This window comes from Legionella drancourtii LLAP12, from assembly GCF_000162755.2.
Classification (GTDB): domain Bacteria; phylum Pseudomonadota; class Gammaproteobacteria; order Legionellales; family Legionellaceae; genus Legionella; species Legionella drancourtii.
On sequence record NZ_JH413808.1, the window covers coordinates 4467 to 30276 of the forward strand.

A 25810-nucleotide genomic window follows, 5' to 3' on the forward strand; every position below is an offset into this window, starting at 1 on the left:
CAATATTGGAATAGNAAACAGATCATGAAGCATCGATTTTAGGTAAAACTGTGCCGTTGCAGCTCAGTGGTTTTTAACAGAGTTTGCAGGTGTTCCCAATCCAAATTTATCTAATGTGAGTGCAAATCACCTTATTTTTGGTATCGTTTGGCCAAGCTTTATTCCGTGCCCAATCACGCTGCCAGGCGTGTAATGTCAAATGCCAAGTTCCATCTGGAAGTAAGAAATCATCCTGAGAAAGCAAGCCAATACTCTGAATTATTCCTATATACAAGTATCGCACTTGCAGCATTAGCATTTACTGCTTCAGTCTTTGCACTTGCGGTTGCAGCAACTATCCTGACAGGAGGAATTGGGGCATTGGTAATTGCCGGTTGTGTGGTCGTAGGTCTTGCGAGCTCTTATGGTTTTTTCAACGCTAGTAATAGGGGTCGTGTGGAAGAACCACCAAAAGTGTTAATTCTGAGCGAAGCCACCAACTAAGCTATATGATAACCCAAAGATGGAAGTTTAAGCTTACGTAATGTGAATTAATTAATCCAGAAGATAACCGTACAATGTAAATTTTTTGCAAAATAAGTTGAATTAGAAAAAAAATAGGCATCTTTTTTGTATAATCTCCGGACAGAGTAATATAAATTTAACTCTTGCTATGAGAGCTTACACTGTATTGATTGTCCCCCTATTAAAGAGGTTTACCATGCATGTTGTTTTGTTGTTAGGATCATCAACCGCAGGAAAATCATCCCTGTGCAGAGAATTGGTTACAACACATGGGTGGAAATCTTCGAGCATTGATGAAATGGTGGATAAAATTGTTAATATGAGTCCGAGTGATCGAAAGTTATTCATGTTTGAGAAACTTGATGCAGCGGGTGTTATACAAAACCTTCAAACATTAATGACTGAAGAGGAAATGTTAACATTATGTAGTACCGGGGTGCTTACTATATCCAAAGGCAATCATCCAATTACAGCCCAAGAATTCCCTAATCCCTTGCTTCCTAACCTCGAAGACGTCCTAAAAAAGGCGGGATTTATAGAAAGTGAAATATCTAAACTGGCTAAAGAGTTACGTTTTGTTACCAAAATCGATGATCCTACAGTGATGCTTTATGATGATGTGTTCGATAAGGGCAATTCTGGGCAATCCATTGTTATTGATCTAGTGCCAAACCCAGATGAAAGTGCCAAAAAATGTTTAGAACATTTTCAAAAGCGTGCGCAACAATATAGTGAAGAAAACCCAAGCGAAACATTAACCACTTCTATAGTTTTTGCTTATTGTCCAGTGCAAAAATTAAGTGAGCGTATTCAAGAGAGAAATCGTAAAGCGGACATCGATAATCCTATGGATAAACGGGTAGGATTATTTCCATTTCATCAGTTAGCAACGTTAGTTACGGCAGATAAATTATTTGATGATTCTTCTGAACATGTCCTCTCAAGAAATGAATTGTTTTATATGGTCAATAAACATGCCAATACAGACAAAAATGGTGACTCCTTATTTTTAGAAAGCCCTGTTGATCCTGACGCGCTACAACAAAGTTACAACGAAGAAGTTCAAATAGTAATCACCTCAGATCGTGTGGTCAAACTGCAGATTAACGATGATTCGCTGGAATTATCCTCCGATGATTTACCACGCATAGGCTCTAAAAAAACTATTGAGGAGTATAGTAATCTAGCAAATAAGTTTGGTTTTTTTGAAAATCGAGAACGTGCTTCGCTTAATATTTCAGCAGGCATAGACTTTGATGCAGTTATTAATACTGCAAAAGGAAATCCTGCAACACTGGCTAACGAATTTTTAGAGAAATTGGAAAAAAGTAAAATATCATCTGAACGTGTTTCAACACTATAACGGATCTTGGTTAGGAACAAAAAAAATGCTCAACACACTATATTTTAGAAATAAATATATTTACTCGCCTCTGCTACAATTTATAGGATGTCCATTTTTATTTTCCAGCATTTGATTTAATGCACCATCGTCACGCCATCCATAAGCAACCTTAATAAAAAGTTCCCACTAATGCATACTTTTTTCCATTCAGGCCAGATTTAAATTCTGATAGTTGCTTATATCTTTTATCTGAAAGAATACCACCCAAATCAAAAAAAATTTCTCCCCGTAGCTTTGCTTCATTGATTGCGTACCATAATAGAAAATTATGTGCGTTAAATTTTCTACCTATCTCACCATTCCATCCCAACAAATAGCTACATGATTTACCATGAGTTACAATGATAATCCCTGAAATAGGGATGTCTTTATATTTTGCGATTAAAATATGAATGGTACCACTGCCAATCATTTGTTCATACAGAGCATCTATTAATTCTCTGGCAACCCCAATAATTTTTTTTTGTATTTTAAATTTTTCATACTGATCGAGCAGCCAATCTAAATCAGTACGCTGAGTTGTTTTTTTTAACTCCAAATGTTTCATTGATCTTTTTAATGAATTTCTCCAATTGGCTTTCATATTTTGAAGTATTTTTTCTTCATTCTGTAATAGATCAACTTTGCTCGATTCCCAGCGTGATTTAATGGCGAGTCGAAAACCCATAGAGCAAAGTGAATCATAATATACTGTTTGAAATGGTAATTCTGGTTTAATCAACAACAACTGAGCTTTCCAAAAATTCCATCTAGCACGTATTTTTATTAAAATTGGAATTGCATGATTAACTTGATAGCTATCATCTAAAAATAATGGGCCTCGCTCAAGCCTAGGGTGTGTTGACATTTTGTCGTTATGTCGTTACATATTGAAAAATATGAGCAAACTCGTAGACTTCAGGTTCTAACACAAGAAAAAAACGAGTTTGCAATGGCTAGACACAAGCTCAGTGATGAGCATTGGTCAAAGCTACGAACAATAATGCGCGAACAAGGGATATATGACAAGCCCAATTTACGAAAAGCAGTAGAAGGAATACTGTATCGTATGCGCGTTGGATGCCCGTGGCGCGACCTTCCGAGGACTTTTGGACGTTGGAATAGCGTCTTTCAAAAATTTAATCGCTGGTCATCAAAAGGTAAGCTCATGCTTGTTTTCAAGGCACTCGTACAGGAGCCTGATTTGGAATGGGAATTTATTGATGGCAGCATAGTTAAAGCCCATCAACACAGTGCTGGCGCCGCTTCTGAAGAAAATCAAGCCATCGGTAAATCCAGAGGGGGCAATACAACAAAAATCCATATGGCAGTTGATGCACATGGATTACCCATTGATTTTGAGATAACAGGTGGCGAGGTTCATGACTGCAAAGTGGCACCAGAGTTTATCGAAAAATTACCTGCCGCAGATTTTACTGTTGCTGATAAAGGGTACGACAGCGAAGAAGTACGAGATACCATTCGCAAGAAATCATCTATACCTGTCATTCCAAGAAAATCCAATTCTAAAATTGGTAATGCTGATATGGATTGGTGCTTATATAAATACAGGCACTTAGTTGAAAATTTATTCGCTAGAATAAAGCATTTTAGAGGGCTTGCCACAAGATTTGATAAATTAAAACGCAATTACGCGTCTGTAGTGGCCATGGTTTGCGCACTTTTATGGTTGCCTATGTGAAATGTCAACAGACCCTAATATACCTTAAGAAAAAATATCTTTTTTTGAAGATTTGGAAAAAACCTATAATTGTTTTATTGTAGTAAATTAAATATCGTTCAATTCCCCAACCTATCTTGCTCAAAGCCTCGGCATAATCCCAGGATTGCTCCAAATTTGCGTTTTCAATGGATAACATTAATTTATCCCACTCCTCCTTCGATAAATTATTTTTTTTAAACTGGTAAATGGGGGCATGAGAATTAGAAAAAAATTTCTTGTAACCATTTAAAAATGAATATAAATTCTTATTGCGCTGACTGGCTGACTGGCTGACTGGCTGACTGGCTGACTGGCTGACTGGCTGAGATTTAGTCGCTTTATAAGCTATGTCAATAATAAAGTGGACTATTCTATCAAGAATCATAAAATTTCCTTGTCCTTCCGCTATACCAAAAATATTACAAACCATTATAATTTAGATTTCTCTTTTCAAAAGAGCCTGCAATACTATAATGAAGCCCTCTAAAACATCCTGACGCTTATGTTCTATTATATTATCACTATACCTTTTTTATTAGTTATCTTAAAACTTCTATTAACTAACATACTTGTTCCCCATTTCAAGAAAAGAGAGTTAAAAAAACAGTTAATTCAGAGGTCAGATTGGTCAAGTATAGAAAAAAAGACTGGCATTTTGGAGGCTCTTTACAAAAAAGCGCATACAAAATCCTATTCGATAAGGTATCGATTATTGCATTTGATTCAAGATAAGGAGTTTATTTATGGAGAAATCAATTTTTTGTCGTTTTATACCATTCTTGAACGAGCCACCCCGTCCAATCAGGATATTTTTTATGACTTAGGTTCGGGCTCGGGAAAAGCAGTATTGAGCGCTATATTATTTTTTAATGTTAAAAAATCTATTGGTATTGAGTTGTTACCTCCTCTATATGAGCAATCAAATACACTGCTTAAAAAGGTAACTCAACGATTTCAACAACATGACGATGAGAAAGAATACCTACCTCAAACAGAGCGCATTCAATTTATCAACGACAGTTTTTTACATTACAATTTTGGAGATGCTAATATTATTTACGTGGCAGCCACTTGCCTTACTGATGCTACCTGGAATGAATTAATTTCAAAGATGGCTCGTCTAAAACCAGGAAGCCGAATTATTGTGACCACTCGAATGATACACCACGAACAATTTGAATCCATTTATCAGGGCATAGAATTAATGAGTTGGGGACTATGTCCAGTGAGAATATATAAAATCAAACCCTAAATCGTTTGACTGAATATAACCCATAGGAAGTATAACTGAGAATGAGTACTCCATAAACTAAGCCCATTCCCGGTAGTGAGAAATTACCGCATCGCATAAAAAAGAATAGAACCAAGGTAGGCGTTGCAGCTATAGCTAATAGACGGCATGAGGCTTTAAATTGAAGTTTAAAGCTGAAAAAAATATCAGAGTACAACTGCACCAGTGCGGACAATAGGAGTAACATAACCCCAAAAACTCCAAAATAAAATAAAGTTACGCAGGGAAAGACAAGGATTTGCATCAACGTATTTAATCTGGAAATCCCAGTGGACTGAATCCACTCTGCGCCAGAAAGCAGTCCATTAACCCCTTTGTCAAAAGTACGTGTATAAATTGGGTTGCCAATGTTGTCTTTAGCCAAACCTAAGAATTGTTTATAACTGGGCGGTCTTAAAATCATTTTGTTTTTGGTAATTAAAACCGTGAGTTGAGGGTATGACTGATTCATTTCAGACACCGTTCCTGTCGTGTCTATTATTGAGACCACTTCTCCCCTGTTGTTTTTTATTAAATAGGGCATGGGTTGATTGTAAGTGATTTCACCATTTTGTATGGTCAGTAGAGGAAGCGCTTGGATGGGGAATAGAATTTCCCCCTTAAAAAAATGATTAAATGCTATGATTACTCGTCCAGATAAAGGAATAGCTCCCAAAATAATAAGAAATAAAAGGTATCCTATCCCCAATCCGTGCCAACGCTTCACCACATCAGCATATAAAACAGAAGAATAGAACGAAGCGTAAAGAGCTTTACTATATTGTGATAGAGTAGAAAACCAACGACGTAATCGATCGTACATCAGTACCTCTTGGGAGATATTATCATTAGCTGGGTTTTCCTGCATAACCAACTCAAGATGAGATATTTATTTTCTAATTGGAGTATCAACTTTTTTCTCCAACAGGAACATTTCGAGATCGTAAGTACAGATACAGCGTAGTTTTAGAAATATCCAACTGTTCAGCAATTTTTTTAACAGGGATGGTTCCATTTTTATAAAGAGCTTCAGCAATAGCTGCTTTTTCCATTGCTGATTTTGACATGCCTTTGGGTCTTCCACCTTTTCTTCCTCGAGCTCGAGCTGATTTCAACCCTGCTTGTGTCCGCTCACGGATTAATTCACGTTCAAACTCTGCTAATGATGCAAAAATCCCAAAAACTAATCTACCCTGTGCAGTAGTGGTATCAATAGGGTCATTGAGACTAATCAATCCAACTTTTTTCTCGATTAATTTTGTTGTTAGGTGAATTAAATGGGCAAGATTTCTACCAAGCCTATCTAATTTCCAAATAACTAAAGTATCACCTTCACGAAGGTTTCGCACAATTTCATCAAGAACAGGTCTCGCTGTTTTTGCTCCACTAGCAATTTCCTCATGAATTTGATCACAGCCTGCTTTTTTTAATGCATCAACTTGCATGGACAAAGATTGCTCTTTGGTTGAGACGCGCGCATATCCTATTTTCATACAGTTTAGTCCATTTTACTAACTAAAAAACGATATATTGAACCAAGATTTACTGAACCGCTTTATCTTACCAAAAATAGGCGTACAATGCGATTTTTTTTGATTGAGAAATCAGTCCAGCCAAACCTACGTATTTCTGAACCCCAATATGACCCTAAAAAATCGGCTGCAGTTACTTTCCGAAGCAGAAATTGAAGAACTTTACGCTCGTCCTGATTTTAACGAAGCGGAACGAGAACTTTATTTTACAATGAATCAACAAGAGATGGACGCACTGCGTCAATATTCAGCCACAAAAACACGAGTCGCGTTTATCCTGCAACTGGGTTACTTTAAAGCCAGTCAGCAAATTTTCGCATTTACATTTGATGAAGTTCGTGATGACGTGGATTATATCCTCTCTAAATATTACAAAACCGAGAAATCTGACTTTAAAATAACCAGACAAACCCTGAGCCAACAAAAGAGCGTTATTCTAAATTTATTTGGGTATCAGGACTGGTCATCAGTACAAGTGCCCTTGGTTGAAGCGCACCTTTGTGAACTATTACGCTATTACCCCAAAGGGCATGATACGTTTCGGCAGTTGATGGTTTATTTGGAAAATAAAAAAATACTGCTGCCAACTTATCGCACTATGCAAGATCTATTTACACGAGCGTTTTCCACGGAAAAAGAACGACTTGAAAAATTAATACTCTTAATACCGCAAAAGCAACAAGAAAAATTATCTGATTTGATCAAGCGAGAGGATGGGATCACAAAACTGAACGTTATTCGTGCCGATCAGAAGAATTTCAAATATACGCCCATTAAGGAAGAAGCAGCCAAAGCAGTAGAAATCGCGGAGTTATATAAATTTGCAAAAGAATTTATACCGACGCTGCAATTGTCAAAAAATGCCATTCGTTATTATGCGGATTTGGCAGAACAGTATGCTGCATCCAGATTGCGTCGGTTAAATCAACCGCAGCAATGGTTGCAAGCCCTATGTTTTGTTTACCACCGTTATCAACAAATCATGGATAATTTAATCACAAGTTTTATGTTTCACATCAGAGCCATATTAGCCGATGCTAAAAAATATGCGGATAAAGCACTGGCTGAATACAATTCGGGCTTGGTCGTTGATATACCAAAATTAGCAAAATTTATAAAATGGTTCCCAAATCGCAAGTATGGTCTTAATCATGAAGAGCTAAATCGTGAGGCTTATAAAATTCTTCCGGAAAAACAATTTCCTATTATTGCCGAGTACTTAGGCGGTCGTGTTTTTGATAAAAAAGCAGCCATGAGGGATTATTATTTGGAGATATCCCGACAATTTTCCCTTTATCTACGGCCGGTGTTGATACATGTTCCCTTCACATATTTTAGGGAGAATAGTGACATCATGGATTTTATCAAAATCTTGAAAAATCACTATGGTGTCCGTAAGAAAGGCCCTTCGTCGTTTAAATTACCCAAAGAAATAGAAGACAGAATTTCAAAAACAGCACTACCTTATTTAAAAATAGATGCAGATGATGAGCAGGTTGATCCACATTTGTTTGAATTTTTTGTGTATCAAAAGATGTATCGTCGTTTGGATAAGGGATTGCTCTGTTGTAATGACAGCGTGACATACTGTGATATTGATCATGATTTGGTGAGCGAGGACGTGGTTGATAATGTAGAAAAAATTGCTGATGAATTTGGTTACAAGAAGATACCAATCTATTGTGACAAACGATTAGATGACGTCCTGCAAGAGCTAGATCGCGCATGGACAAGGACAATCGGCAGGATTACTCGCGGTGAAAATTTGGCATTCAAAATTAAAGAAACCAAATCAGGCGAACAAGATTGGAGCTTAAGTTACGATAGCCATGAAAAACTTGATGATAATTTTTTCAGAACCGTACCACAGGTAGAAATTCCAGATATCATGATGCATATGGGGGATCTCACCGATATGTGGGGTGCATTCACTCACATGAAAACACGACGCAATCATAAGACAAAACCCGCTAAAACCGCCGTTAATGCCTGCGTTTTAGCAAATGCATTCGGTATAAGTACTGAGAAAATGGCTGATATGTCCGATATGAGCTTCAATCTTTTACGCTCAACCCAAGAGGATTACATTCGCATTGATACAATGTGCGCTGCGAATGACAGGGCAGGCAACCTTGTGCATGCATTGCCTATTTTCAAATTATGGGACTTGATAGACAACAAAACCCTTGGAGATGCTGATGGACAAAAGCTACCGACTAGTGAAAGCACAATTCAATCTCGGTATTCAACAAAATATCTTGGAAAAGCACCTGGCATTTCTGTATACACATTGATAGCAAATTTTATTGCGGTTAATGCCAAAAATATCGGGTTAAATGAGTATGAGGGGCATTCCCTTTATGATGTGATTAATGGCAATAAAACAGATATCCAAATTGATATGGTGACTGGTGATAATCACTCCCTCAATCAACTCAATTTTGTTATATTGGATTCCATTGATGTTGATTATGTGCCAAGCATAAAGGATATAAAGGAGGCTTGCAGTGACTTGTTTTCTATTAACCCGATTGATAATTACACTGGGATTATTCGTCCAAGGGGCGTTATTAATGTCCCGCTTATTCGAACACATAAACGAGGCATCTTACGGGTTCTGCTGTCTTTACTTATGCAAGAAAACACTCAAAGCACCATCGTTAAGAAAATAAACTCTTCTGCTCGCTATACAGGTCTCAAAAAAGCTTTGTTTGAGTATAACAAGCTCTTAAAGAGCATACACGTGCTTAACTTGATTGATAATATGACTCTTAGAAAAGCCATCAGAACAGCAAGAAATCGCACGGAAGCATATCATCAGTTGCAGGGACTCATTCGAAAAATATATAAAGGGGTTTTCAAAGGGAAGAAAATAGTCAACAATCGCGTCAGTGCTCATGCAGTGAGGCTTGTTGCAAATAATATCATTGCGCATAACAGCGTTATTTTGAATATGATATATGAACAAATGCTTGCCGAAGGTGTTAGCCAAGATATTATCGATAAGTTTGCTCGGATCTCACCTATTGCTTGGGCGCACATTGCTTTTACTGGTAAGTATAATTTTAAAAAGAGCAATGGTGAAATTGACATAAATGCCATGGCTAGTGCGATTGAGAAGCATCTAAAAAAACACTTTTGGAAGGCGGCCTAATTCAGAATTAACACTTTTGGTGGTTATTCCACACGACCCCTATTAAACAGTTGTCTCCCGTGGCATGGACACACATTAATTTTCAGGGAAGGTATGAATTTTTTATCAAGCCATGAAGAAATTGATATTGATGGTTGGCTAGATAAAATATTGATTAATGATTCTGATTTTAAAAAGAAAAAATAGTGACTGAATGGCGGCTAAATTTTGACCAGGCACTTTGGAGGGGCTTCTTAAAACTCCCCATTTGTTATTTTGATCGTGTAGTTCAAGCTGCACAAGCAAATAAAATGATCGATGAACAAACCCAATTAAATCAAGAAAGNNNNAATGCCATGGCTAGTGCGATTGAGAAGCATCTAAAAAAACACTTTTGGAAGGCGGCCTAATTCAGAATTAACACTTTTGGTGGTTATTCCACACGACCCCTATTATATACACCAAGCTTATTGGCTTCACCACGAGATGTCATCCACCAAATAAAACATGAGCAAAGACAGTTTAATCTGCTCAAGGAGCGATTTTTATATCCAGATGAAATTCCTGAGGTAGTGCGTATGGAAAATCGTAATTATGCGGAACTTGTTATTATTGATGAGTCTGAGCGGCTAAAACCCATGGCATTTGAATTAATCAGGGAACTTTATGATGAGGCTGGTACTAGCTTTATTTTTATCGGGATGCCTGGTATTGAAAAAATGATTGAACGGTTCCCTCAACTCTATTCACGAGTTGGATTTGTGCATCAATTCAAAAATCTTGGTAAAGGCGAGGTTGAGTTTATAATCTCCAAGCATTTTTCAAAATTGGGAGTCAGTATTGATGAGAAAGATTTTGGTGATCAAGAGGCTATATCAACCATCATACGAATGACCAATGGCAATTTCAGGTTAATCAACAGATTGTTAAAACAGTCATACCGAATTATGCAGGTAAACCGCATGACTTCATTAACTACAGAAATTCTTGATGCCGCTCGAAAATGTCTATTAATTGGGGAGCGTTAGTCGGCAAAATAATGTGGCTGATATCGGCAATTTAATTTGGCCGTTTACAGTAAATGATTTAATTGAAAAATCTGATAGGTATGCTGAAGTCGAGATTTGTTCTGTTATTTTTAAAACGGGGCCAAAAAAGAAATTATGAAAAATCTTAAAATTGAAGAAGTTGAGTCACATATTAGTCAGTGTTACGCTGAATCCTCAAATTATACGGCCATTCTTTCCTCAATTTGTCGTCAAATCGCTTTTGCAGAGGGTGCTTTATTTTGGTTTTTATATTCTGAACTTAAAGTTTCTTTAAATTATTTGGCAATAGGATTTTTAATACTTTTACTCTATTTTTTTTTAGATTTGATACAATATCTAATTGGGCATTATATGTATCAAAATAAAGCTAAAGATTGGGAGAATGACCTAAAAAATGGAGTTTTATTAAAAAAAAATTACGAGTTTGAAACTGATTTTTTATATTGGATTGATAGAGTATTAATTCTTAAGTTGGTGGGTCTTTTTTTTGCATCTTTTCTTCTTTTTATAGGTTTTATATTAGGATTATTTCATTGTTAAAAATTCATCACATTAAACTGGAATTTGCCATATTTCAAAACAACATATACGCGTAAGGACGCACTTAATATGGATATTTTAGCTATAATCGCAGCAAATGGGGTAGCAGTTTGTGTTGTTGGTTGGCTATTAAAACTATGGGTGGATAAAAGATTATCTCACTCTTTAAGCCAAGTGCTTGAAAACTATAAGTCTGAACTTGCTAAAGAGGTGTCCCTGCATACGATACGACACACATGGATTCACAATAAAAAAGTGGAGCTGTTATCCGAATTATATATGAGTATGCTAGACGCAGATATTGAACTTAAAACATTATTTATGGATATCAAGGTAAAAAACCAAGAATCAGTAATTTTGAGAGCAGATAATTTTGCGAAAAAGTATACCGAGCTTAATTCCTGCCTACATAAAAATGAATTGTTTCTAGAGCAATCATTAATCAATGATATTAGAAATGCATATAAGCCTTTCTTTGACATTGCATTACACACAATGGAGGAAGATGTCGACTTTGAAGGGCTTGCAGATGCCCTCCCAAATAGCTTAAAAGAAATAATTGAAATTGGTGATAGTCCAAGAAGCAAACTTGTTAATAAATTTAGAGCGGCACTAGGTATAGATTTTTCATAATTTTTATAATCACTGCTGCACTTTCTTCTAATAAAAAGCGATTTTTCTTCCAGAGGTGAGGTGGATATGGATAAGAAACTTTTACCAAGGCATGCTGCAGGCTCCTTTGAATTACACGGAGGTACTGGGGGCATTACAGGAATGTGTTCCTGCGGTGAATTTTTGGAAATGTATAAGGTAGACAAGACCTATCGTGTTCAATCCCCAGAAAGAATTGACCCTGATCAGACAAACCCAAATGCAATGTGGGTTATCACCCCAATAAGTGATGTAGGCTCCAGGAGTCCAATAGTTTCACGCATTCTTTTACAAGGAAGTGAAATCCTTAAAGCCGCTTGGTTTGAAAGAGAAATTGAAAAAGATGAAGTGATATCTTTACTGCATGCTTGCAAAGAAGATCTTTTGGTTTGTGATCAAATTGCTAAAAGGATTAGTACCGAGGTAAGTAAAATAATGTTAAAGGTACAAACTGAAGGTATAACCTCTGAAAAAGGTCGTGCCCTTAATCCATTTCCTCATGTGCAAAATTTAACAAACGAATGTGATAATTTTTTAATTAAAGCAAAACGAGTCATAAAGCATATATGCACATTACCTTTCATTTTTTTTGAACTTCCAAGGGAAGATAATAATTTTGAACATCTTTTTATTTCACTGTCATCTGTTCTTGATAACGATCATCTTTTCTTAAAAGATTTTATTATTCCAAATACTCCTTATATTAAGCACATCATAGAGTTACGAAATTTTCAAGAACATCCAAAAAAACACAAAAAGACGATAATTGAAAATTTCAAGTTGACTGTAGATAATAAAAATATTGTAGTACCGCAATGGAATATAACAGGGGAAGAACCATGTTCAATAACCGAAGAAATGGAGGCAATTGTAAATTTTTTACTGGAAGTTGCTGAGATAATGTTTATCAATGTCGTAATGAATAGCGTTAAGAAAGAAATTCCTTTTGTGATTGAGAGAGTACCCGATGCCGATATAAATCTGGATGCCCCCATAAAATTTAATCTTTCGATTGATCTAAACGTAAGCGCCAAACCAACCCCATCTACACAAGGCCAAAGAATTAACTCAAACTACGTTGTATTAAAAACGAAGGAGTGAAGATGAGTTCGATAATAAAACGTCAGGCGTATTGGTCAGAGCAAAACACCGAATGGGAATCAAGTGAATTAACGCAGCAAAAGTTTTGTGAGCAACAAGGCTTGGTATATAAGCAATTTGTATATTGGCGCGGAAGACTTAATAAAAATAAGAGCGGCATTACAGAGCCGAAATTGCTAAAGGTATCCACGACACCAACGCACCCATTATCCGCTGCTCTTGCCGAGCCAGAATCCTGTCTGGAAGTTATCCTACCTGCGGGCATTAAGTTAGAAGCGGACATTAGCAAAGCCAGTGCGCTTATCCAGTTATTAGGAGGAGCTCGATGATATCATTTACCCAGCAGCAGATTTATTTATACAGCCAGCCGATAGATATGCGCAAGTCGATTAATGGTTTAAGTTATATTATTAGTGACCTATCAAATGGTAGCCTACAAGATGGCTCGCTGACTCTATTCTATAATCGGGCTCGAGATAAAGTGAAGCTGTTATACTGGGATAAGAATGGATTCGTCCTGATTTATAAACGACTGGAAAAAGGCCGATTTAAAATCATAAAATATGATGAAAATACGGACGTCGCCACGCTTGATAACAAACAATTAAGTTGGCTATTGGCAGGCCTCGATTATGACCTGATGCTCCAGAATAAAGCGCTTGATTACAGTGGGTTTTATTAATGAAATGTGTTGATTTTATTGGACCAATTGGTGGTTTGGCCACTGGCTTTTTGGTATAATAAGCGCCATGAAAAAGACCAATGCCACCGCTCAAAAAGACCTTAAAACCATGGAGAAAATGGTGGCTGATTTACAGCTGAAATTGGTTGAGTCCGAGAAAAAACACCAAGAACATATTAAATCAAAAGACACGCTTATTTCTGCACTGCACCACCAGCTCTTCGTATTAAAGAACGCACAATTTGGCCGTAAAAGTGAGAAACTTGGAGAAGACAAACAATTGGATTTAGGCTTTGATGAAGCTGAGTTGTTGGCAGCACAAGATATTGAGCCTGAAGAACTTATTGAAACCAGAACAGTTACGATTAAAAAGAAAAAGCCTGGTCGTAAGCCACTACCTAAAAACATGCCGTATATCGAGCACATTCATGACATCAATGATGCGGACAAACACTGTGCTTGCGGTTGTGTCTTAACGCACATTGGTAATGAAACCAGTGAGCAACTTGATGTGCTACCTCAAGTCACCTATCGAGTGATTCACATCAGAAAAAAATACGCCTGTAAGTCATGCGAAGAGACTATTACAACCGCCAAGCTTCCAAAACAACCTTTTCCTAAAAGCATGGCCACAGCAGGCCTTGTAGCCGCAGTAATTGATGCCAAATTTAATCGTCATCTACCGCTTTATCGCCAAGAAGACATGTTTAAAAGCATGGGCGCTGAGCTTAGTCGTACGAACTTAGGTAACTGGGTGGTCAAAGCGGCAGACTGGCTCAAACCCATCGTGGATACTATGATTGAGCAAATACAAAAATATGACATTGCTTATGCGGACGAAACCGTCCTGCAAGTGCTTAATGAACACGGGAAACTATCAACCAGTACCTCCTATATGTGGTTTTTTGGTGGTGGGCCACCAGAGAAACGTTGTTTTGTTTATCAGTATCATTCAAGTCGTCAGGATGTGATAGCGAAGCAGTTCTTTGAGTCGTTTAAGGGATACATTCATGCTGATTGTTATAGTGCGTATGTTAACCTAGACAGAGCACGGATTAACCATGTAGCGTGTATGGCGCATGCCAGGCGTTACTTTGTTGATATTGTCAAAGCCACTAAAAACAAACCAGGCATTGCCAAATCAGCGGTAGAGTGGTTCGCTAAACTCTATGCCATTGAAAAACAATTAAAAGAAGACAAAATGACCTGTGAGCAAATAAAACAGGCACGAATGACCAAAGCCCAGCCCATTTTAATCCAGTTCAAGAACTGGTTACAAACGCAACAAAAAACCGTCTTGCCTAAATCACCTCTCGGCAAAGCACTTTTTTACTCAATCAAACACTGGAACAGTCTCACGCAATACATTAATGATGGCCGACTAGAAATAGATAATAACCGCTCCGAACGCGCCATTAAGCCCTTTGTGATTGGACGAAAAAATTGGATGTTCAACAGTTCAACAAAAGGGGCTGATGCCTCAAGCATTCTCTTTTCTCTGGTGCAAACGTGCAAAGAACATGATGTGGATGTCTTCGCTTATTTTAAATATGCGCTCGAGAGTGTCGCCAAATGTACTAATGAGCAGGATATTCAATCCTTGTTGCCTTACAACGTCAACCCAGAATTGCTTCAGGCGCAAAGAACCATTCCTGTTTTATTGCACGTTGACAAGTAGGTCTTTGGTTTTGCGGTTACATCTAAACAAGATTTCATTGCCCAAATAGCATGCTTTGATGAGACTCTAATTTTTTTCCTTTGTCATTCTACTTGGTTAATACTTTCGTAAATCTAAAATAACTAAACATTAGAAATGTTAACCAAATTTCTTAACCAATTTCGCCGCAATTTTCCTTTGAATGAAAGAATAAATTAGGGAAGTAAACAAATCCCCCCAATTATTAACTAAAGGTAAATTGACAAGTACACCAATTTAGTGTACTATTAAATATATAGAAAATGTAATAGGTAGTGGAATTGATAAAGCCTTGTCAAATTGAGTTAACCAAAGGAGCTGAGAAGGATATTATTAAAGTTCCAAGCTATATCAAAGAAAAATTACTTTTATGGGTTGACTCTGTGGAGCGGCTAGGGATTAGCAAGATAAGAACCATACCAGGCTATCATGATGAGCCTTTAAAAGGGGATCGCTCTGGTCAACGATCCATTCGTTTAAATAAAGCCTATCGAGCTATTTATATTGAAAATGAGCAAAAAGAAATAGTTATTATTTCAATAATAGAGGTAAATAAGCATGACTACTAATGCACGAAAATATTTAGAAAAATTGGTAGGGCGTTTAACATTAGGAAGCTCTATTCGTTCTATACGTCAAGGAGAGGGGGTAAGTCAGATTGATTTTGCGAAAATCCTTGGAGTGTCTAAGCAATATTTATGCGATTTAGAGCATGATAGAAAGATAGTTAGTGCTAAAAAAGCTAAGCAGTTTTCTGCCATTTTAGGTTATCCAGAAGAACAGTTTATCGCCTTAGCTATTCAAGATTCTCTTGAACATGATGGCATTCATATGCTTGTTGAAGTTAAAGCAGCTTAAGACAATGTATGAAGAATATTATATTTAACTAAGGTTCATTATGAAACCCACGTTAAAGATTTAGGATTTATTGTTCTTACAAGACTGATTTTAGCAAGTTTGATAAACCATAAAGCTATGAAAAGATGGAGAGTTATATGAAAAAGAAGAAATCTTCCTTTAATGATATTTTATTCCTTGTTGCACTCTATGCAATTTTGATTTTTGGATACCAACATGTTCAAGCTTTCAAGGAACAAAACAGGAAAAATGCTCTTTTGCTACAAGAACTCGAACAAAAATATGATAGAGATTATGGAATGCATTAGATTCTGATAAACGTAAGGCCAAAAGTACGAGGGAAGTGATCGCTCTGAGATAGAATGATTAAGTCTGATTAATTGCCAAATTAGACTTAAGCCTTATTCCATTGCTCTAAATATAGGCAATTGACTGATTTAACTCAATTTAAATTGAATTGGAACTGAAGTTGGCCTTTAAATTTAGCTTTGATTTAATTATTCGAGGCTGGTTAATGGGTAAGCTAGCCTAAAAGTATCACGTCTATATCAACAAAAAACACCTGTTAAATTAGATGAGGTTTATTAATTAATCTTTTTGGTAGAATTAAATTCACGAAAATTGATCGTTAATTCCTTTTTTTAGTATTTAGAAAGCAAATCCTAATTGTTGGCGTGCTAATTCAGGTTTCAAATTGCCTAATATCGAAACATTTTTTTCATCACGGCCTTTGCCTCGATTGGTATTTCTCACTGTTTTGGTAGCAGATAGTTTCTTTGTATCTTTTGAATTGGTTAAGAAGGGCAGTAGATGCAGCAACAGATGGTTGTCGAAGTGTATCGTTTTTAGCTGATAACCACGAAGGTGGCGAATGTGTGCCAGAGTGCAAAAGTGCTCAAATCCTTCATGAAAAGAGGAAAAAGCCAAGGTACGGCTTTGCCCAAGCTTGGACTTAATGCGGCCATTGACTAAGGTGATTACCCAGTCCTCTAATAAATCTTTGCTTAAACGAATCACATAGTAGCGCGTGTCTTTTTCAAAACGGGCTGCGTGATAATGCTCACCAGATTGGAAATCAATCAGATTTAGAAAGGGCAGCGTGGTAAACCAGGGGTGCATTAAAACAAGGCCAAGTTTGCAATTCGTTTTAGACGCTCAGGATTATCTTCCACATAAATAGCGGTGGTGACAATATTGGCATGCCCCGCAAGTCGAGACACTGCTTTAATGTCTGCACCTTGTTCAATGAGTCGGGTAATGAAGGTACGCCGACCAGAATGAGAGCTTGCCCCATGAATTCCAGCTTTATCATATAGGGCTTTGAACCATTTTTGTAAGGTGTTGGCGGTAAAACGGCTTTGGCGTTGGGTTTGAAACAAGGCCTTATCGTGGGACATGCCCTTTATATCATTTAAATGCGCTTGCAAGACTTCCCGTACTTTTTTATGGGTAAGGTAGGCCTGGCGTTGTTTCTCCCCTTTGGTCATGGAGCGTTTTAAAGACAGTTCTTGTAACAGTTGATAATGGGCATCCGCCACATCGGCAATGGTAAGCGAGGCAATTTCTTTAGCGCGCAGACCCAAACCAAAAGAGCAATAAACTAAAGCCGTATTGCGTGCTGCAAATTTGCCCACTTTCGCAACCAGCAGCACTAATTTAAATTCTGCCTCGCTCAACACTTTAGCTTTGCCTTCACGCGCCATCACATTTCCATTAACACCCTGATTTATAACTATTTTATACAAAAGAGGCTGAATTTGCAAAAATTAAAAATTCCTAAAAATGACGAACGCTTATAGCCCTTGCCAGTGCTGGTTACATCCTCTTTTGGCTGGTTACATCCTCTTTTGGCTATAAGAGGAACTCTTTTAAATTTCATTGAAATATTCTGATCGGTTTAGATATCCTGGGCTTGGTTTTTCACTGGTTAAAAGATCAGGGGAAGGGAAGTAAACAAATTTCTCGTTTATAATTGCAAACATATCATCTTGTGATATAATTAATTATGAATACAATTGATCATACATTAGAAAATCTATTAGAGCTTAATAGTGAGAGAATTATCATTGATGAGTCTCTTATGGGTTAAATTTGAGGTTATAAAAACGCAAAGCCCTCAACAGGGTATTAAATACTCATTAACTTTACATGATCAATCCAATAAAAGAATAATGGACTATTGATTAATAGTCATGAAATAAAATATGGGGCAAAGAAGGTTAGCCCTGAAAGGACCTTTGATCACTGGCATTATGATGAGAATGATCAAGGTAGGCCCTATAATTATACCAATGCAGGACAACTTTTATTAGACTTTTGGAATGAGGTGGATAAGCGCATTGAAACTCTTAAGGAGAGTAAATAATGAATAAAGCAAGAATAGGCATTATGCCCCTTGAGCAGTATAAACAGCGCACCATTGCTATTGCCCAGGGGATATATAAACCCAAAAAAGATGAACCAAAAATTTGGTTTACATCAATGAAATCATTAGCACATGTATTGTCTGAAGATAATCAACTTCTACTAAAATTAATTATTGAAAATGAACCGAAATCTGTGTCTGATTTAGAGGCATTGACAGGGTATAAAAGAAAAGCCAATAATATTCTTAGAACCTTGAGGACAATGGAGCAGTATGGTCTAGTTAAACTAGAAGAGAGTCCAAACAAAATACATAGAGGGAGAGCGCCCTTGAAGCCTACAGCCTTGTATGATGAATTCGATGTTGAATTTTCTCTTCAGCAAGTTTGTTAAACTATAACTTTGGTAGCAATATAATGAACGTGATTAAGCCTCTAAAAATACTGCAGTTAAACCTCTATTCCTGGTTCCTCATTATTGTTTATTTAGCAGCTTCCATAACGATGGAGAGTCATTCAAATGCGGCACATTGGGAAGGCTTTTATCTTTCTAGTCCCATAATTATTCTTGTTATTATCTGGTCAGAAATAAGAATCTCCATTCTTAACAGTTATACGGGTGCAATATCAAAAAAAGAAGCAATTTTTCATAATGACTTATTTTTAATCACTTTTAGCTTTATATCAGGAACATTATTATCATTTTTATTTGAGTACAAAAACTCCGATGTACTTGGATGGTGGCCTGTTATTATCTATATTATGGCTATTTATGGATTTTTATTTGCTTTTATTTTTTCCTTTACTGCGCGAGGATTAGATGATCATAAAAAATACACGTTTGTTTATTTCTTTCTGCTCCTCTTATTTCCGTCATTGAGCTTATTGGGATGCTTTGATAATAATAGATTTAATGTATTTATTGGCTTATTGCTCGGAGTGCATTTATTGTTCGTGTTAGTGTATCGCATTTTGCTATTGATTCGTAAAAGTACTTCTAAATAGACATCTTTAATCAAAATATGGCATTGTTGTAGGAAAGGGCTTATCTCATCTTAATGAATTGCCAGAGGTTTTAGAGAAAGCAGAAGACAAATTAAGTATTGTTTCAAAAGAGATTTTTCTTCAGTTATATGAACAACTAAAAATGTACGCTGAGCAGGTTGAGTATTATGAGAAAAAAATTTACAGCCATGCAGCTATTGATCCACGCGGAGTAACAGTGCAAGAAATAGAAGGTATTGGCCCAATAACAGCATCAGCTATAGTGGCTACAATTGGTGATGCTAATGTTTTTAAAAATGGGCGCGAAGTCTCAGCGTGGCTGGGATTGATACCAAAGCGGCAGTCGAGTGGAAATAAAATAGTTTTAGGGGGTATTACAAAACGAGGTGATTGTTATGTAAGAAAATTACTTGTTCATGGTGCTCGTTCTGTTATGAATATCTGTGATAATAAAACTGATAGAAAAAACCAATGGGTGGCTGACAAAAAACAGCAACCACCGAGGTGCAAGCAGCATGAGCAAGGAGAGCGATGTTTATTACATTGTTGTTTCGCCTAATTTTATTGAATGTAAAAAACACATTCAATAAAATTAGGCGATATAAAATGATTAAGACGACAAACCGTCCATGAGATTGCTTAAGGTAAGCCAAAATTGATAGCAAAACAGGTAAGACTAGCTTTTTCAAAACCTATTCATTGCCTGGGTCGCAGGTAAGAGCATCAAACTGATCAGGAGAAAAAGCGCAGATACTATCAGGGTCCGAGTGAACGTATATCACTCCATTAAGAGACCGAATACATGACTGTATCTCAACCTACATTGCTAAAAATTTTAAAATTACCTCTTGCAAAACGGGCGGGGTCCATACATGGCAATGATTCTTGGACGCAACTTTAACTGACTACAATTTACTCATGAAGTTTAATTTATTTTTGGTAAAATCAGAGAAACCATAGGGTGTAACTTGCCTCGTATCTTCATCAAGTGATTTCATGTACGAAGTGGTTAATCCAGGAATATCATTCAATGACTTAGCATTTAAAACAGCCTTAAACTCTACGTAAGCTGAGGTGTAGAGCATAGACTGTGTGTGGTCAATCATTTTCTTCTGAACTAAATAGGTTCTAAATAGCTCTTTACCTGCATCTGAGAATAATTTTAAATCACTATTAATTAATAACTCAGTAAGATACTTATAGCTCGCAGTACGTAATAACGAATCACTAGGATCGTCCAAATTAGCAATTATATCCTTAACATAGCTCAGTTCATTCTCAGGATCACTTTTAAGTCTAAATATATCTACGTGAATTTTATCGATATGAATTAAGTTTAAATTATCCTTACGCATATCCTGTGGCGCTAATGTTGCCATTGCCCTAAAGATTATTCCTGCGTCTTCCTTATCCAGTTCTTCATGTTGAAGTTCTTTGAAATAATTAATAATGGATTGAGTTTCGGAAGCATTCTTATCATTCCATTTGCCTTGATAAATGGTTTGCAGCATTAATAATAATTGATGCCGTGCTACACCATGCTCCGTCTTGGCGCGCTGAATAATGTCATCAGTCAAATCTGACATATCTTGAGCTACCAAGTAATTATAGAATAATACCTTCACCTGATCGCCCACTTCATTCGATGCGAATAATTTCCATAATCGATTAATCTGATCGCGTGTAATGTCTGGAGTGTTCTGAAGTAACTGATAGAATAAATCTGCGTTCAGTTCCTTCAAATTACTTTCACTAACCCAATCAACCGTGTCATTCGTTGTAACTTGCATCACAGGATGATCCTTATAACGCTCAGGAATAAGTAAATCAGTATTGAGTGGAAATGAATTATATACACCTGCAGGAGTAGTCCAAACCGTATTATATGTTGGCAATGAATAATTGCCAAAAGCATAAGCCCAATTGACAATCGTGTCGCATCTAAATAATGCGCAAGTAACCGGTTTATTGTCTGCCGTGATAGTTCCGTCTTTCCACTGCCATGTGTAACTGTAAGCCGGACATGCGTAATATTGCTGCACCACTCTATTGGCAACAATCCAACGGCCAAACTTATAATCGAATGGAATACGTCCGCCTCTACTGCCCCAGTATGTTGATTGTGATTTAAAATTATCAATGCTGACTTCTTGAATGTGAGGAGCGTCCGACATAGCCTGAAGGACTAACGTTGGTCGCATTAAATAATGGGGTGCAGTAGCAACGCCTGTATGACCTGCCCACCCAGCTCCTGGATAGGCTAAATCTCGTCCAACTACATCGCCCACGACTCCCACATAATTAGCATGGACTGGATTTGAAACCGCTATAATGCATAATGCTTTTGTTAATTTATTTCTCATTTTCAACTTCCTTAGTTTAAAGAATATTAAGAATCCATTATTTTTCAGTAAATTTTAAGCATCCATGCGCTACTGATTTATTAAATACCGCTGTTAATTAAAAATCTTTTTCTTGATTTTTAAGCCATCATGTTCCTTGGCTATAAGTAAAGAAACAGAGGTATTTATAACTTGGGCTTCTACGTTCTAGCCCGGAAACCCAAGTACCAAGTAATTGATTCATTATTGATACAATTCGCACGACTATGAGCAGTAGTCGCATAAACTCCTGCATTGGCTATATTTAGTTGTGAAGCCAATAGTAGAGCTGAAAGCATGAGTTTTTTTTCATGTATCTTCCTTTTTTATTCCTTTAAAGTGTTACACTTTAAAGTGTAAATTGATTATTACACTCTAGAGTGTAATAATCAATAAAAACTCATACTTATTGATAATAATTTTTATCCTTAATATTTTTACGTGTATTATTAATGAGTTAGATAATGTTAAAAATCAAAACTTAAAAATGAGCGAGCTTTATGAATTATATTGGTATTAATCTAAAAAAACTTTTGAAAAAAGAATGCATCAGTGAGAATGAATTATCAAAAAGAATCGGTATACCTCAACAAATGATTAATAGAATAATCACCGGAATAAATCAAAATCCGAAATTATCAACAATAACACCTATAGCTAATTATTTTAATGTTCCGCTTCAAGAATTGATTTCTAATTCAGATTTCGATACGGGTAATACTCCGATTGCTAACACGCTGATCAAAATACCTTATGTTGAATTTAAAGACATAGAAGAACATGATATTAATCATGCTATTTCACATTCTAAAAAGTTTATCACGGCGGATTTAGATCAAAATAAAGACTATTTTGCTACTACAATGAATGATTACTCTATGGAACCAAAATTTTCTAAAGGTACCATACTTGTCTTTGAGAAAGAAAAAGTACCTTTTAATGGTGATTTTTGTTTATTAAAAGATGATGAGAATCATTATGTATTTCGTCAAATTATGATTAACTCAACAAATAAAAAATTTATAAAATGCTTAAATCCAACTAGTGAAGCATTTACTATAATCCCACTACCGATTAATATTTATGTATTGGCTACACTTTTAGAATCGAGAACTTTTTTCTAATTTTTAGTTAAAAAAGGGTTTAAAGAGGGGTTTATCGTAATTTCTTTTTCATTCTTTTTTAAGAAATAAGCAAGAAATGTTGCTGGCCATACGGCTATCAAGCCATATCCGATTTTAAAGAAAAATGCATTTGTCATAACTAGTAAAATTTTCGTTGTAGGCATCATCCCAATAAATGTAATTAATCCTGCTACAAAAGTGGCTAAACCTTCGCTAATGGATGATGCCAAAAGACTTCGGATCCAAAAATATTTTCCCCTTAGTTTATATTTCCATTTAGTTAAAAGATAAATATTTAAGAAAGCACTTAATAAATATCCTATAACGCCAGCATTTGTAAATCTTAATACATGACCAATTACTTTATTAAATTCCTCATACATATTCCAATAGCTCGGAGAGGGGAATGAATTAACTAGGGTAATAAGCAAAGCAAAAATATAACCGGTTACTATCGACTCCCATATTAATTTTTTTGCATAATTTGGACCATATAATTCGGCATATACGTTGCCAAGAAAAAATGTAAACGTATAAATAAGAGTTGAGCCAGGCTCTGTTATTCCCCATAGATCAACTAATTTATAGGCCATAATTGTTGCGGCCATTAAAAAAGCCACGTATATCATAGAAAGAAGACGCATATATTTAAAATTATCTTGTTTATCAACAAATTCACGTCCTATTTTTATATTTTCAATAAAACTCATGACATTTCCATGCTTTTTATATCCAAAAATGTTTGCTCTTGTACCGCACTAGAGATAACAGTTACCATATCTTTTTTGCTGAGATTTATTAGTAAATCATAATCCTGGTACAGCTTTTGGGCGTCTATATTGAATAATTCACTTGTATTCAGATTTTTTACTGTAAAAATTGTTTCCCCTTTGTTTATATATTGCTTATCTATAACCAAAGAATAATGCTCTTGTCTAATATATTTTTGAAATGATAAGTATGTAATTGCTCGCACATCACATGGTGAAAATTCAGATAGTAATTCATCGTCATAAACTACATCCTCGGGTTTTAGTCTTAAAATTTGTTTTTTTATTCCCAATAAAATTACATGTAATTCGATTTCATTATTTTGTGACGTAACGTCAATTAAACTATACCTATAGCCACTTTTTTCCAATTTGTATTTTCTGAATACATCTTTAAACTTTTGTACATATAGGCCAATGGATCTAATTGGTGAAAACTCTTCTTCCATAAAATTAATATTCCTCAAATATCTGTTGTAACTTATCAATATCCCTTGTTCTAGTTAGAGCAAGCGATAGAAGAAGGCTTGATTTATGAGGTGATAAACCTTTTGCAACAATGAAACCATATTTATTATCATAATTTTTATCAATGCTAGTATATCCACATCCTGAACGAGAGCATCTTACAACAGGAATACCTAATTGAACTGCTTTCTCCAAAGCTAGTGAGATGCGGTTTGATTGATAGCCTTTGCCAAATCCTGCGCTAATGATACCAGATACCCCAGAGGTGATTAAAGCATCGATTAAAAAGTCATCCATGCCCAAATGAGCATAGATAATTGAGATTTTCGGTAAATTGCTTATTCCTAGTATAGAAAACTCAGTTTGATAGGTATGTTTATAGATTGGTTTTGACTGCAAAACGAATTGATTCCCAATAACATACCCTATTATTCCTCTTCCTTCCGTTGCAAAATTATTAATTAAGCCAGGATTATTTTTTACAGCATCCCGAGCAGTAACAACATAATCATTAAATGTAACTAAAACACCTAGTTGCATGGCATTGTTAGAACTTGCAATTTGTATCGCATTAAATAAATTTCTTTTTCCATCGAACGCTAAACTATTTTGCGGATAATGAGCACCGGTAAAAACAATAGGCTTCATCGATTGAACGGCTAGCCCTATAAAATAGGCTACATCTTCGAGAGCATTTGTACCTATCGTTACTATAATCCCATCACATTCATCGCTATCAAGCAACCGCTGAATTTTATTAGCCAAAGTTATGAGATCTTCTATTGAAATTTCATGACTAATTTTGTTTGAAAATTTATCCATTACAATTTTAATACGATCATTTAAAACGAATTCGTCAATAAATGAGGAAACTGAGTTACTGGGACCTTTATAAAATTCTGATGTAGGATGTTCACTAACACTACTAATAGTGCCACCTAATTCGACTATCCAAATAACTTTAAGACTGTTTTTCACTTAATGATCCAATTAATAATAAGTAATATGAAAGAAGGTAGAGTGTTGGGTAGCTCTACAGAAAAGGGGCAAATGCGAATCAGCCCTCAATAACCCGCAGTAGTTCAAACTTTGATCTGACCTGTGTCGGTTTTTCAAGAGGTGTCTGTCAGGACATGTTAGAAATACTACAAATCAGCCCATGCACAATTGGGCGCTTATCATTTCCCAGCTACATATTTGTTTCGAGGACAGATTATATCTGGGACTTATATAATCAACGAGGAGACACAGTTAGATGAACACTCTCCTTTGTGTTGGTACATGCAAGTCCAACCTTGAAAGATGAAGTAATAATAATACTTTTTTTGAAAAACTCAAGACAATAAAAAAGCCCCATACGGGGCTTAATTAAGAGAAAAATCAAGGTTAATTTTATCAACACATGCAAGCATGAAATTCCTTTCCATGAGATGTAAGTGGGGGGAAGTAAGGATACGTGTGCAAATGGGTCACTTCGTAGTTCCAATGGCATTTAAACCCTTGCTGCATATGGGCTATAGGCTTTCTTTATAGAAAATAATTTTGTATCCCAAAAAAGCAATAATACAGTCTGATT

Annotated in this window: 29 protein-coding genes; 19 read left to right on the forward strand and 10 right to left on the reverse strand. The window is 36.1% G+C overall.

What is annotated here, in order from left to right; all coding sequences use genetic code 11:
• The first annotated feature begins 192 nt into the window (after nucleotides 1-192).
• Complete coding sequence (locus LDG_RS04075; protein ID WP_006869883.1) at nucleotides 193-483, forward strand: hypothetical protein; 291 nt, start codon at nucleotides 193-195, stop codon at nucleotides 481-483.
• 217 nt (nucleotides 484-700) lie between these two features.
• Nucleotides 701-1867: a hypothetical protein gene (locus tag LDG_RS04080; protein ID WP_040534456.1), complete on the forward strand. Its 1167-nt coding sequence runs from the start codon at nucleotides 701-703 to the stop codon at nucleotides 1865-1867.
• Between the two features lie 151 nt (nucleotides 1868-2018).
• Here LDG_RS04080 and LDG_RS04085 read toward each other — a convergent pair whose 3' ends face one another.
• The gene (locus LDG_RS04085) at nucleotides 2019-2756 is read right to left on the reverse strand and encodes a GNAT family N-acetyltransferase (protein ID WP_040534457.1); all 738 of its coding nucleotides are present in this window, start codon (nucleotides 2754-2756) and stop codon (nucleotides 2019-2021) included.
• A gap of 84 nt (nucleotides 2757-2840) precedes the next feature.
• On the opposite strand from LDG_RS04085, the gene LDG_RS04090 reads away from it, so the two are divergent.
• Complete coding sequence (locus LDG_RS04090; RefSeq protein ID WP_040534536.1) at nucleotides 2841-3590, forward strand: IS5 family transposase; 750 nt, start codon at nucleotides 2841-2843, stop codon at nucleotides 3588-3590.
• A 4-nt stretch (nucleotides 3591-3594) separates the two neighbouring features.
• Here LDG_RS04090 and LDG_RS04095 read toward each other — a convergent pair whose 3' ends face one another.
• The gene (locus LDG_RS04095; RefSeq protein ID WP_006869888.1) at nucleotides 3595-3996 is read right to left on the reverse strand and encodes a hypothetical protein; all 402 of its coding nucleotides are present in this window, start codon (nucleotides 3994-3996) and stop codon (nucleotides 3595-3597) included.
• 327 nt (nucleotides 3997-4323) lie between these two features.
• Between LDG_RS04095 and LDG_RS04100 the strand changes: the two genes are divergently transcribed.
• Complete coding sequence (locus LDG_RS04100; RefSeq protein WP_158307864.1) at nucleotides 4324-4863, forward strand: class I SAM-dependent methyltransferase; 540 nt, start codon at nucleotides 4324-4326, stop codon at nucleotides 4861-4863.
• Here the strand turns inward: LDG_RS04100 and LDG_RS04105 are convergent.
• The gene (locus LDG_RS04105; RefSeq protein WP_006869890.1) at nucleotides 4853-5749 is read right to left on the reverse strand and encodes a DUF1189 family protein; all 897 of its coding nucleotides are present in this window, start codon (nucleotides 5747-5749) and stop codon (nucleotides 4853-4855) included. The two genes, LDG_RS04100 and LDG_RS04105, sit on opposite strands and share 11 nt — an antisense overlap.
• Nucleotides 5750-5789: 40 nt before the next feature.
• A complete protein-coding gene (locus LDG_RS04110; RefSeq protein WP_006869891.1) occupies nucleotides 5790-6374 on the reverse strand; it encodes a recombinase family protein in 585 nt (194 codons plus the stop codon).
• A gap of 148 nt (nucleotides 6375-6522) precedes the next feature.
• Between LDG_RS04110 and LDG_RS04115 the strand changes: the two genes are divergently transcribed.
• From LDG_RS04115 to LDG_RS19545, 11 genes are all read left to right on the forward strand, one after another.
• Nucleotides 6523-9567: a Tn3 family transposase gene (locus tag LDG_RS04115; protein ID WP_040534459.1), complete on the forward strand. Its 3045-nt coding sequence runs from the start codon at nucleotides 6523-6525 to the stop codon at nucleotides 9565-9567.
• 449 nt (nucleotides 9568-10016) lie between these two features.
• Nucleotides 10017-10574 (forward strand): AAA family ATPase, encoded by a 558-nt coding sequence (locus LDG_RS04125; RefSeq protein ID WP_006869894.1) that lies wholly within the window; start codon nucleotides 10017-10019, stop codon nucleotides 10572-10574.
• A gap of 135 nt (nucleotides 10575-10709) precedes the next feature.
• Nucleotides 10710-11135 (forward strand): hypothetical protein, encoded by a 426-nt coding sequence (locus tag LDG_RS04130; RefSeq protein WP_006869896.1) that lies wholly within the window; start codon nucleotides 10710-10712, stop codon nucleotides 11133-11135.
• Between the two features lie 69 nt (nucleotides 11136-11204).
• Nucleotides 11205-11768, forward strand: coding sequence for a hypothetical protein (locus tag LDG_RS04135; RefSeq protein WP_006869897.1), 564 nt, complete (start codon nucleotides 11205-11207; stop codon nucleotides 11766-11768).
• A 66-nt stretch (nucleotides 11769-11834) separates the two neighbouring features.
• Nucleotides 11835-12887: a hypothetical protein gene (locus LDG_RS04140; RefSeq protein ID WP_006869899.1), complete on the forward strand. Its 1053-nt coding sequence runs from the start codon at nucleotides 11835-11837 to the stop codon at nucleotides 12885-12887.
• Nucleotides 12888-12889: 2 nt separating this feature from the next.
• Entirely contained in the window at nucleotides 12890-13216 is a 327-nt protein-coding gene (gene tnpA, locus LDG_RS04145) for an IS66 family insertion sequence element accessory protein TnpA (protein ID WP_006869900.1), read from the forward strand.
• Complete coding sequence (gene tnpB, locus LDG_RS04150; protein WP_006869901.1) at nucleotides 13213-13569, forward strand: IS66 family insertion sequence element accessory protein TnpB; 357 nt, start codon at nucleotides 13213-13215, stop codon at nucleotides 13567-13569. Before tnpA ends, tnpB begins: the two co-directional genes overlap by 4 nt.
• A 67-nt stretch (nucleotides 13570-13636) precedes the next feature.
• Nucleotides 13637-15247, forward strand: a complete 1611-nt coding sequence (gene tnpC, locus LDG_RS04155) for an IS66 family transposase (RefSeq protein ID WP_006869902.1) — start codon at nucleotides 13637-13639, stop codon at nucleotides 15245-15247.
• 293 nt (nucleotides 15248-15540) lie between these two features.
• Complete coding sequence (locus LDG_RS04160; RefSeq protein ID WP_199484651.1) at nucleotides 15541-15834, forward strand: type II toxin-antitoxin system mRNA interferase toxin, RelE/StbE family; 294 nt, start codon at nucleotides 15541-15543, stop codon at nucleotides 15832-15834.
• Complete coding sequence (locus LDG_RS04165; protein WP_006869904.1) at nucleotides 15824-16123, forward strand: helix-turn-helix domain-containing protein; 300 nt, start codon at nucleotides 15824-15826, stop codon at nucleotides 16121-16123. Before LDG_RS04160 ends, LDG_RS04165 begins: the two co-directional genes overlap by 11 nt.
• Nucleotides 16124-16260: 137 nt before the next feature.
• Nucleotides 16261-16431 (forward strand): hypothetical protein, encoded by a 171-nt coding sequence (locus LDG_RS19545; protein ID WP_006869905.1) that lies wholly within the window; start codon nucleotides 16261-16263, stop codon nucleotides 16429-16431.
• Nucleotides 16432-16771: 340 nt separating this feature from the next.
• On the opposite strand, the gene LDG_RS04170 is transcribed toward LDG_RS19545, so the two are convergent.
• Complete coding sequence (locus LDG_RS04170) at nucleotides 16772-17242, reverse strand: hypothetical protein (RefSeq protein ID WP_006869906.1); 471 nt, start codon at nucleotides 17240-17242, stop codon at nucleotides 16772-16774.
• Nucleotides 17242-17826: a tyrosine-type recombinase/integrase gene (locus LDG_RS04175; protein WP_006869907.1), complete on the reverse strand. Its 585-nt coding sequence runs from the start codon at nucleotides 17824-17826 to the stop codon at nucleotides 17242-17244. The genes LDG_RS04170 and LDG_RS04175 overlap by 1 nt, the downstream gene beginning before the upstream one ends.
• 661 nt (nucleotides 17827-18487) lie before the next feature.
• On the opposite strand from LDG_RS04175, the gene LDG_RS04185 reads away from it, so the two are divergent.
• From LDG_RS04185 to LDG_RS20810, 3 genes are read left to right on the forward strand one after another with little or no spacing between them, the layout of a single operon-like run.
• Nucleotides 18488-18880, forward strand: coding sequence for an HVO_A0114 family putative DNA-binding protein (locus tag LDG_RS04185; RefSeq protein ID WP_006869911.1), 393 nt, complete (start codon nucleotides 18488-18490; stop codon nucleotides 18878-18880).
• 23 nt (nucleotides 18881-18903) lie between these two features.
• Complete coding sequence (locus LDG_RS04190; RefSeq protein ID WP_006869912.1) at nucleotides 18904-19491, forward strand: hypothetical protein; 588 nt, start codon at nucleotides 18904-18906, stop codon at nucleotides 19489-19491.
• A 58-nt stretch (nucleotides 19492-19549) separates the two neighbouring features.
• Nucleotides 19550-20050 (forward strand): IS110 family transposase, encoded by a 501-nt coding sequence (locus LDG_RS20810; RefSeq protein WP_006869913.1) that lies wholly within the window; start codon nucleotides 19550-19552, stop codon nucleotides 20048-20050.
• A 346-nt stretch (nucleotides 20051-20396) separates the two neighbouring features.
• Here the strand turns inward: LDG_RS20810 and LDG_RS04200 are convergent, their stop codons facing one another.
• Nucleotides 20397-21854 carry a hypothetical protein gene (locus LDG_RS04200; RefSeq protein ID WP_006869914.1) on the reverse strand — a complete coding sequence of 486 codons (1458 nt, stop codon included), beginning with the start codon at nucleotides 21852-21854 and terminating at the stop codon, nucleotides 20397-20399.
• Nucleotides 21855-22372: 518 nt separating this feature from the next.
• Between LDG_RS04200 and LDG_RS04205 the strand changes: the two genes are divergently transcribed.
• Nucleotides 22373-22996 carry an XRE family transcriptional regulator gene (locus LDG_RS04205; RefSeq protein WP_006869915.1) on the forward strand — a complete coding sequence of 208 codons (624 nt, stop codon included), beginning with the start codon at nucleotides 22373-22375 and terminating at the stop codon, nucleotides 22994-22996.
• Here LDG_RS04205 and LDG_RS04210 read toward each other — a convergent pair.
• From LDG_RS04210 to LDG_RS04220, 3 genes are read right to left on the reverse strand one after another with little or no spacing between them, the layout of a single operon-like run.
• A complete protein-coding gene (locus LDG_RS04210) occupies nucleotides 22993-23706 on the reverse strand; it encodes a queuosine precursor transporter (RefSeq protein ID WP_006869916.1) in 714 nt (237 codons plus the stop codon). The two genes, LDG_RS04205 and LDG_RS04210, sit on opposite strands and share 4 nt — an antisense overlap.
• Nucleotides 23703-24215 carry a hypothetical protein gene (locus tag LDG_RS04215; RefSeq protein WP_006869917.1) on the reverse strand — a complete coding sequence of 171 codons (513 nt, stop codon included), beginning with the start codon at nucleotides 24213-24215 and terminating at the stop codon, nucleotides 23703-23705. The genes LDG_RS04210 and LDG_RS04215 overlap by 4 nt, the downstream gene beginning before the upstream one ends.
• Nucleotides 24216-24219: 4 nt before the next feature.
• A complete protein-coding gene (locus LDG_RS04220; protein WP_006869918.1) occupies nucleotides 24220-25212 on the reverse strand; it encodes an asparaginase in 993 nt (330 codons plus the stop codon).
• Nucleotides 25213-25810: the final 598 nt, after the last annotated feature.

Excerpts from the sequence above, each read along its gene's own strand:
- LDG_RS04075 (WP_006869883.1), top strand. The coding sequence starts at position 193 with ATGTCAAATGCCAAGTTCCATCTGGAAGTAAGAAATCATCCTGAGAAA.
- LDG_RS04080 (WP_040534456.1), top strand. The coding sequence starts at position 701 with ATGCATGTTGTTTTGTTGTTAGGATCATCAACCGCAGGAAAATCATCC.
- LDG_RS04085 (WP_040534457.1), bottom strand. The coding sequence starts at position 2,756 with ATGTCAACACACCCTAGGCTTGAGCGAGGCCCATTATTTTTAGATGAT.
- LDG_RS04090 (WP_040534536.1), top strand. The coding sequence starts at position 2,841 with ATGGCTAGACACAAGCTCAGTGATGAGCATTGGTCAAAGCTACGAACA.
- LDG_RS04095 (WP_006869888.1), bottom strand. The coding sequence starts at position 3,996 with ATGATTCTTGATAGAATAGTCCACTTTATTATTGACATAGCTTATAAA.
- LDG_RS04105 (WP_006869890.1), bottom strand. The coding sequence starts at position 5,749 with ATGCAGGAAAACCCAGCTAATGATAATATCTCCCAAGAGGTACTGATG.
- LDG_RS04110 (WP_006869891.1), bottom strand. The coding sequence starts at position 6,374 with ATGAAAATAGGATATGCGCGCGTCTCAACCAAAGAGCAATCTTTGTCC.
- LDG_RS04115 (WP_040534459.1), top strand. The coding sequence starts at position 6,523 with ATGACCCTAAAAAATCGGCTGCAGTTACTTTCCGAAGCAGAAATTGAA.
- LDG_RS04130 (WP_006869896.1), top strand. The coding sequence starts at position 10,710 with ATGAAAAATCTTAAAATTGAAGAAGTTGAGTCACATATTAGTCAGTGT.
- LDG_RS04135 (WP_006869897.1), top strand. The coding sequence starts at position 11,205 with ATGGATATTTTAGCTATAATCGCAGCAAATGGGGTAGCAGTTTGTGTT.
- LDG_RS04140 (WP_006869899.1), top strand. The coding sequence starts at position 11,835 with ATGGATAAGAAACTTTTACCAAGGCATGCTGCAGGCTCCTTTGAATTA.
- tnpA (WP_006869900.1), top strand. The coding sequence starts at position 12,890 with ATGAGTTCGATAATAAAACGTCAGGCGTATTGGTCAGAGCAAAACACC.
- tnpB (WP_006869901.1), top strand. The coding sequence starts at position 13,213 with ATGATATCATTTACCCAGCAGCAGATTTATTTATACAGCCAGCCGATA.
- tnpC (WP_006869902.1), top strand. The coding sequence starts at position 13,637 with ATGAAAAAGACCAATGCCACCGCTCAAAAAGACCTTAAAACCATGGAG.
- LDG_RS04165 (WP_006869904.1), top strand. The coding sequence starts at position 15,824 with ATGACTACTAATGCACGAAAATATTTAGAAAAATTGGTAGGGCGTTTA.
- LDG_RS19545 (WP_006869905.1), top strand. The coding sequence starts at position 16,261 with ATGAAAAAGAAGAAATCTTCCTTTAATGATATTTTATTCCTTGTTGCA.
- LDG_RS04170 (WP_006869906.1), bottom strand. The coding sequence starts at position 17,242 with ATGCACCCCTGGTTTACCACGCTGCCCTTTCTAAATCTGATTGATTTC.
- LDG_RS04175 (WP_006869907.1), bottom strand. The coding sequence starts at position 17,826 with ATGGCGCGTGAAGGCAAAGCTAAAGTGTTGAGCGAGGCAGAATTTAAA.
- LDG_RS04185 (WP_006869911.1), top strand. The coding sequence starts at position 18,488 with ATGAATAAAGCAAGAATAGGCATTATGCCCCTTGAGCAGTATAAACAG.
- LDG_RS04190 (WP_006869912.1), top strand. The coding sequence starts at position 18,904 with ATGAACGTGATTAAGCCTCTAAAAATACTGCAGTTAAACCTCTATTCC.
- LDG_RS04200 (WP_006869914.1), bottom strand. The coding sequence starts at position 21,854 with ATGAGAAATAAATTAACAAAAGCATTATGCATTATAGCGGTTTCAAAT.
- LDG_RS04205 (WP_006869915.1), top strand. The coding sequence starts at position 22,373 with ATGAATTATATTGGTATTAATCTAAAAAAACTTTTGAAAAAAGAATGC.
- LDG_RS04210 (WP_006869916.1), bottom strand. The coding sequence starts at position 23,706 with ATGAGTTTTATTGAAAATATAAAAATAGGACGTGAATTTGTTGATAAA.
- LDG_RS04215 (WP_006869917.1), bottom strand. The coding sequence starts at position 24,215 with ATGGAAGAAGAGTTTTCACCAATTAGATCCATTGGCCTATATGTACAA.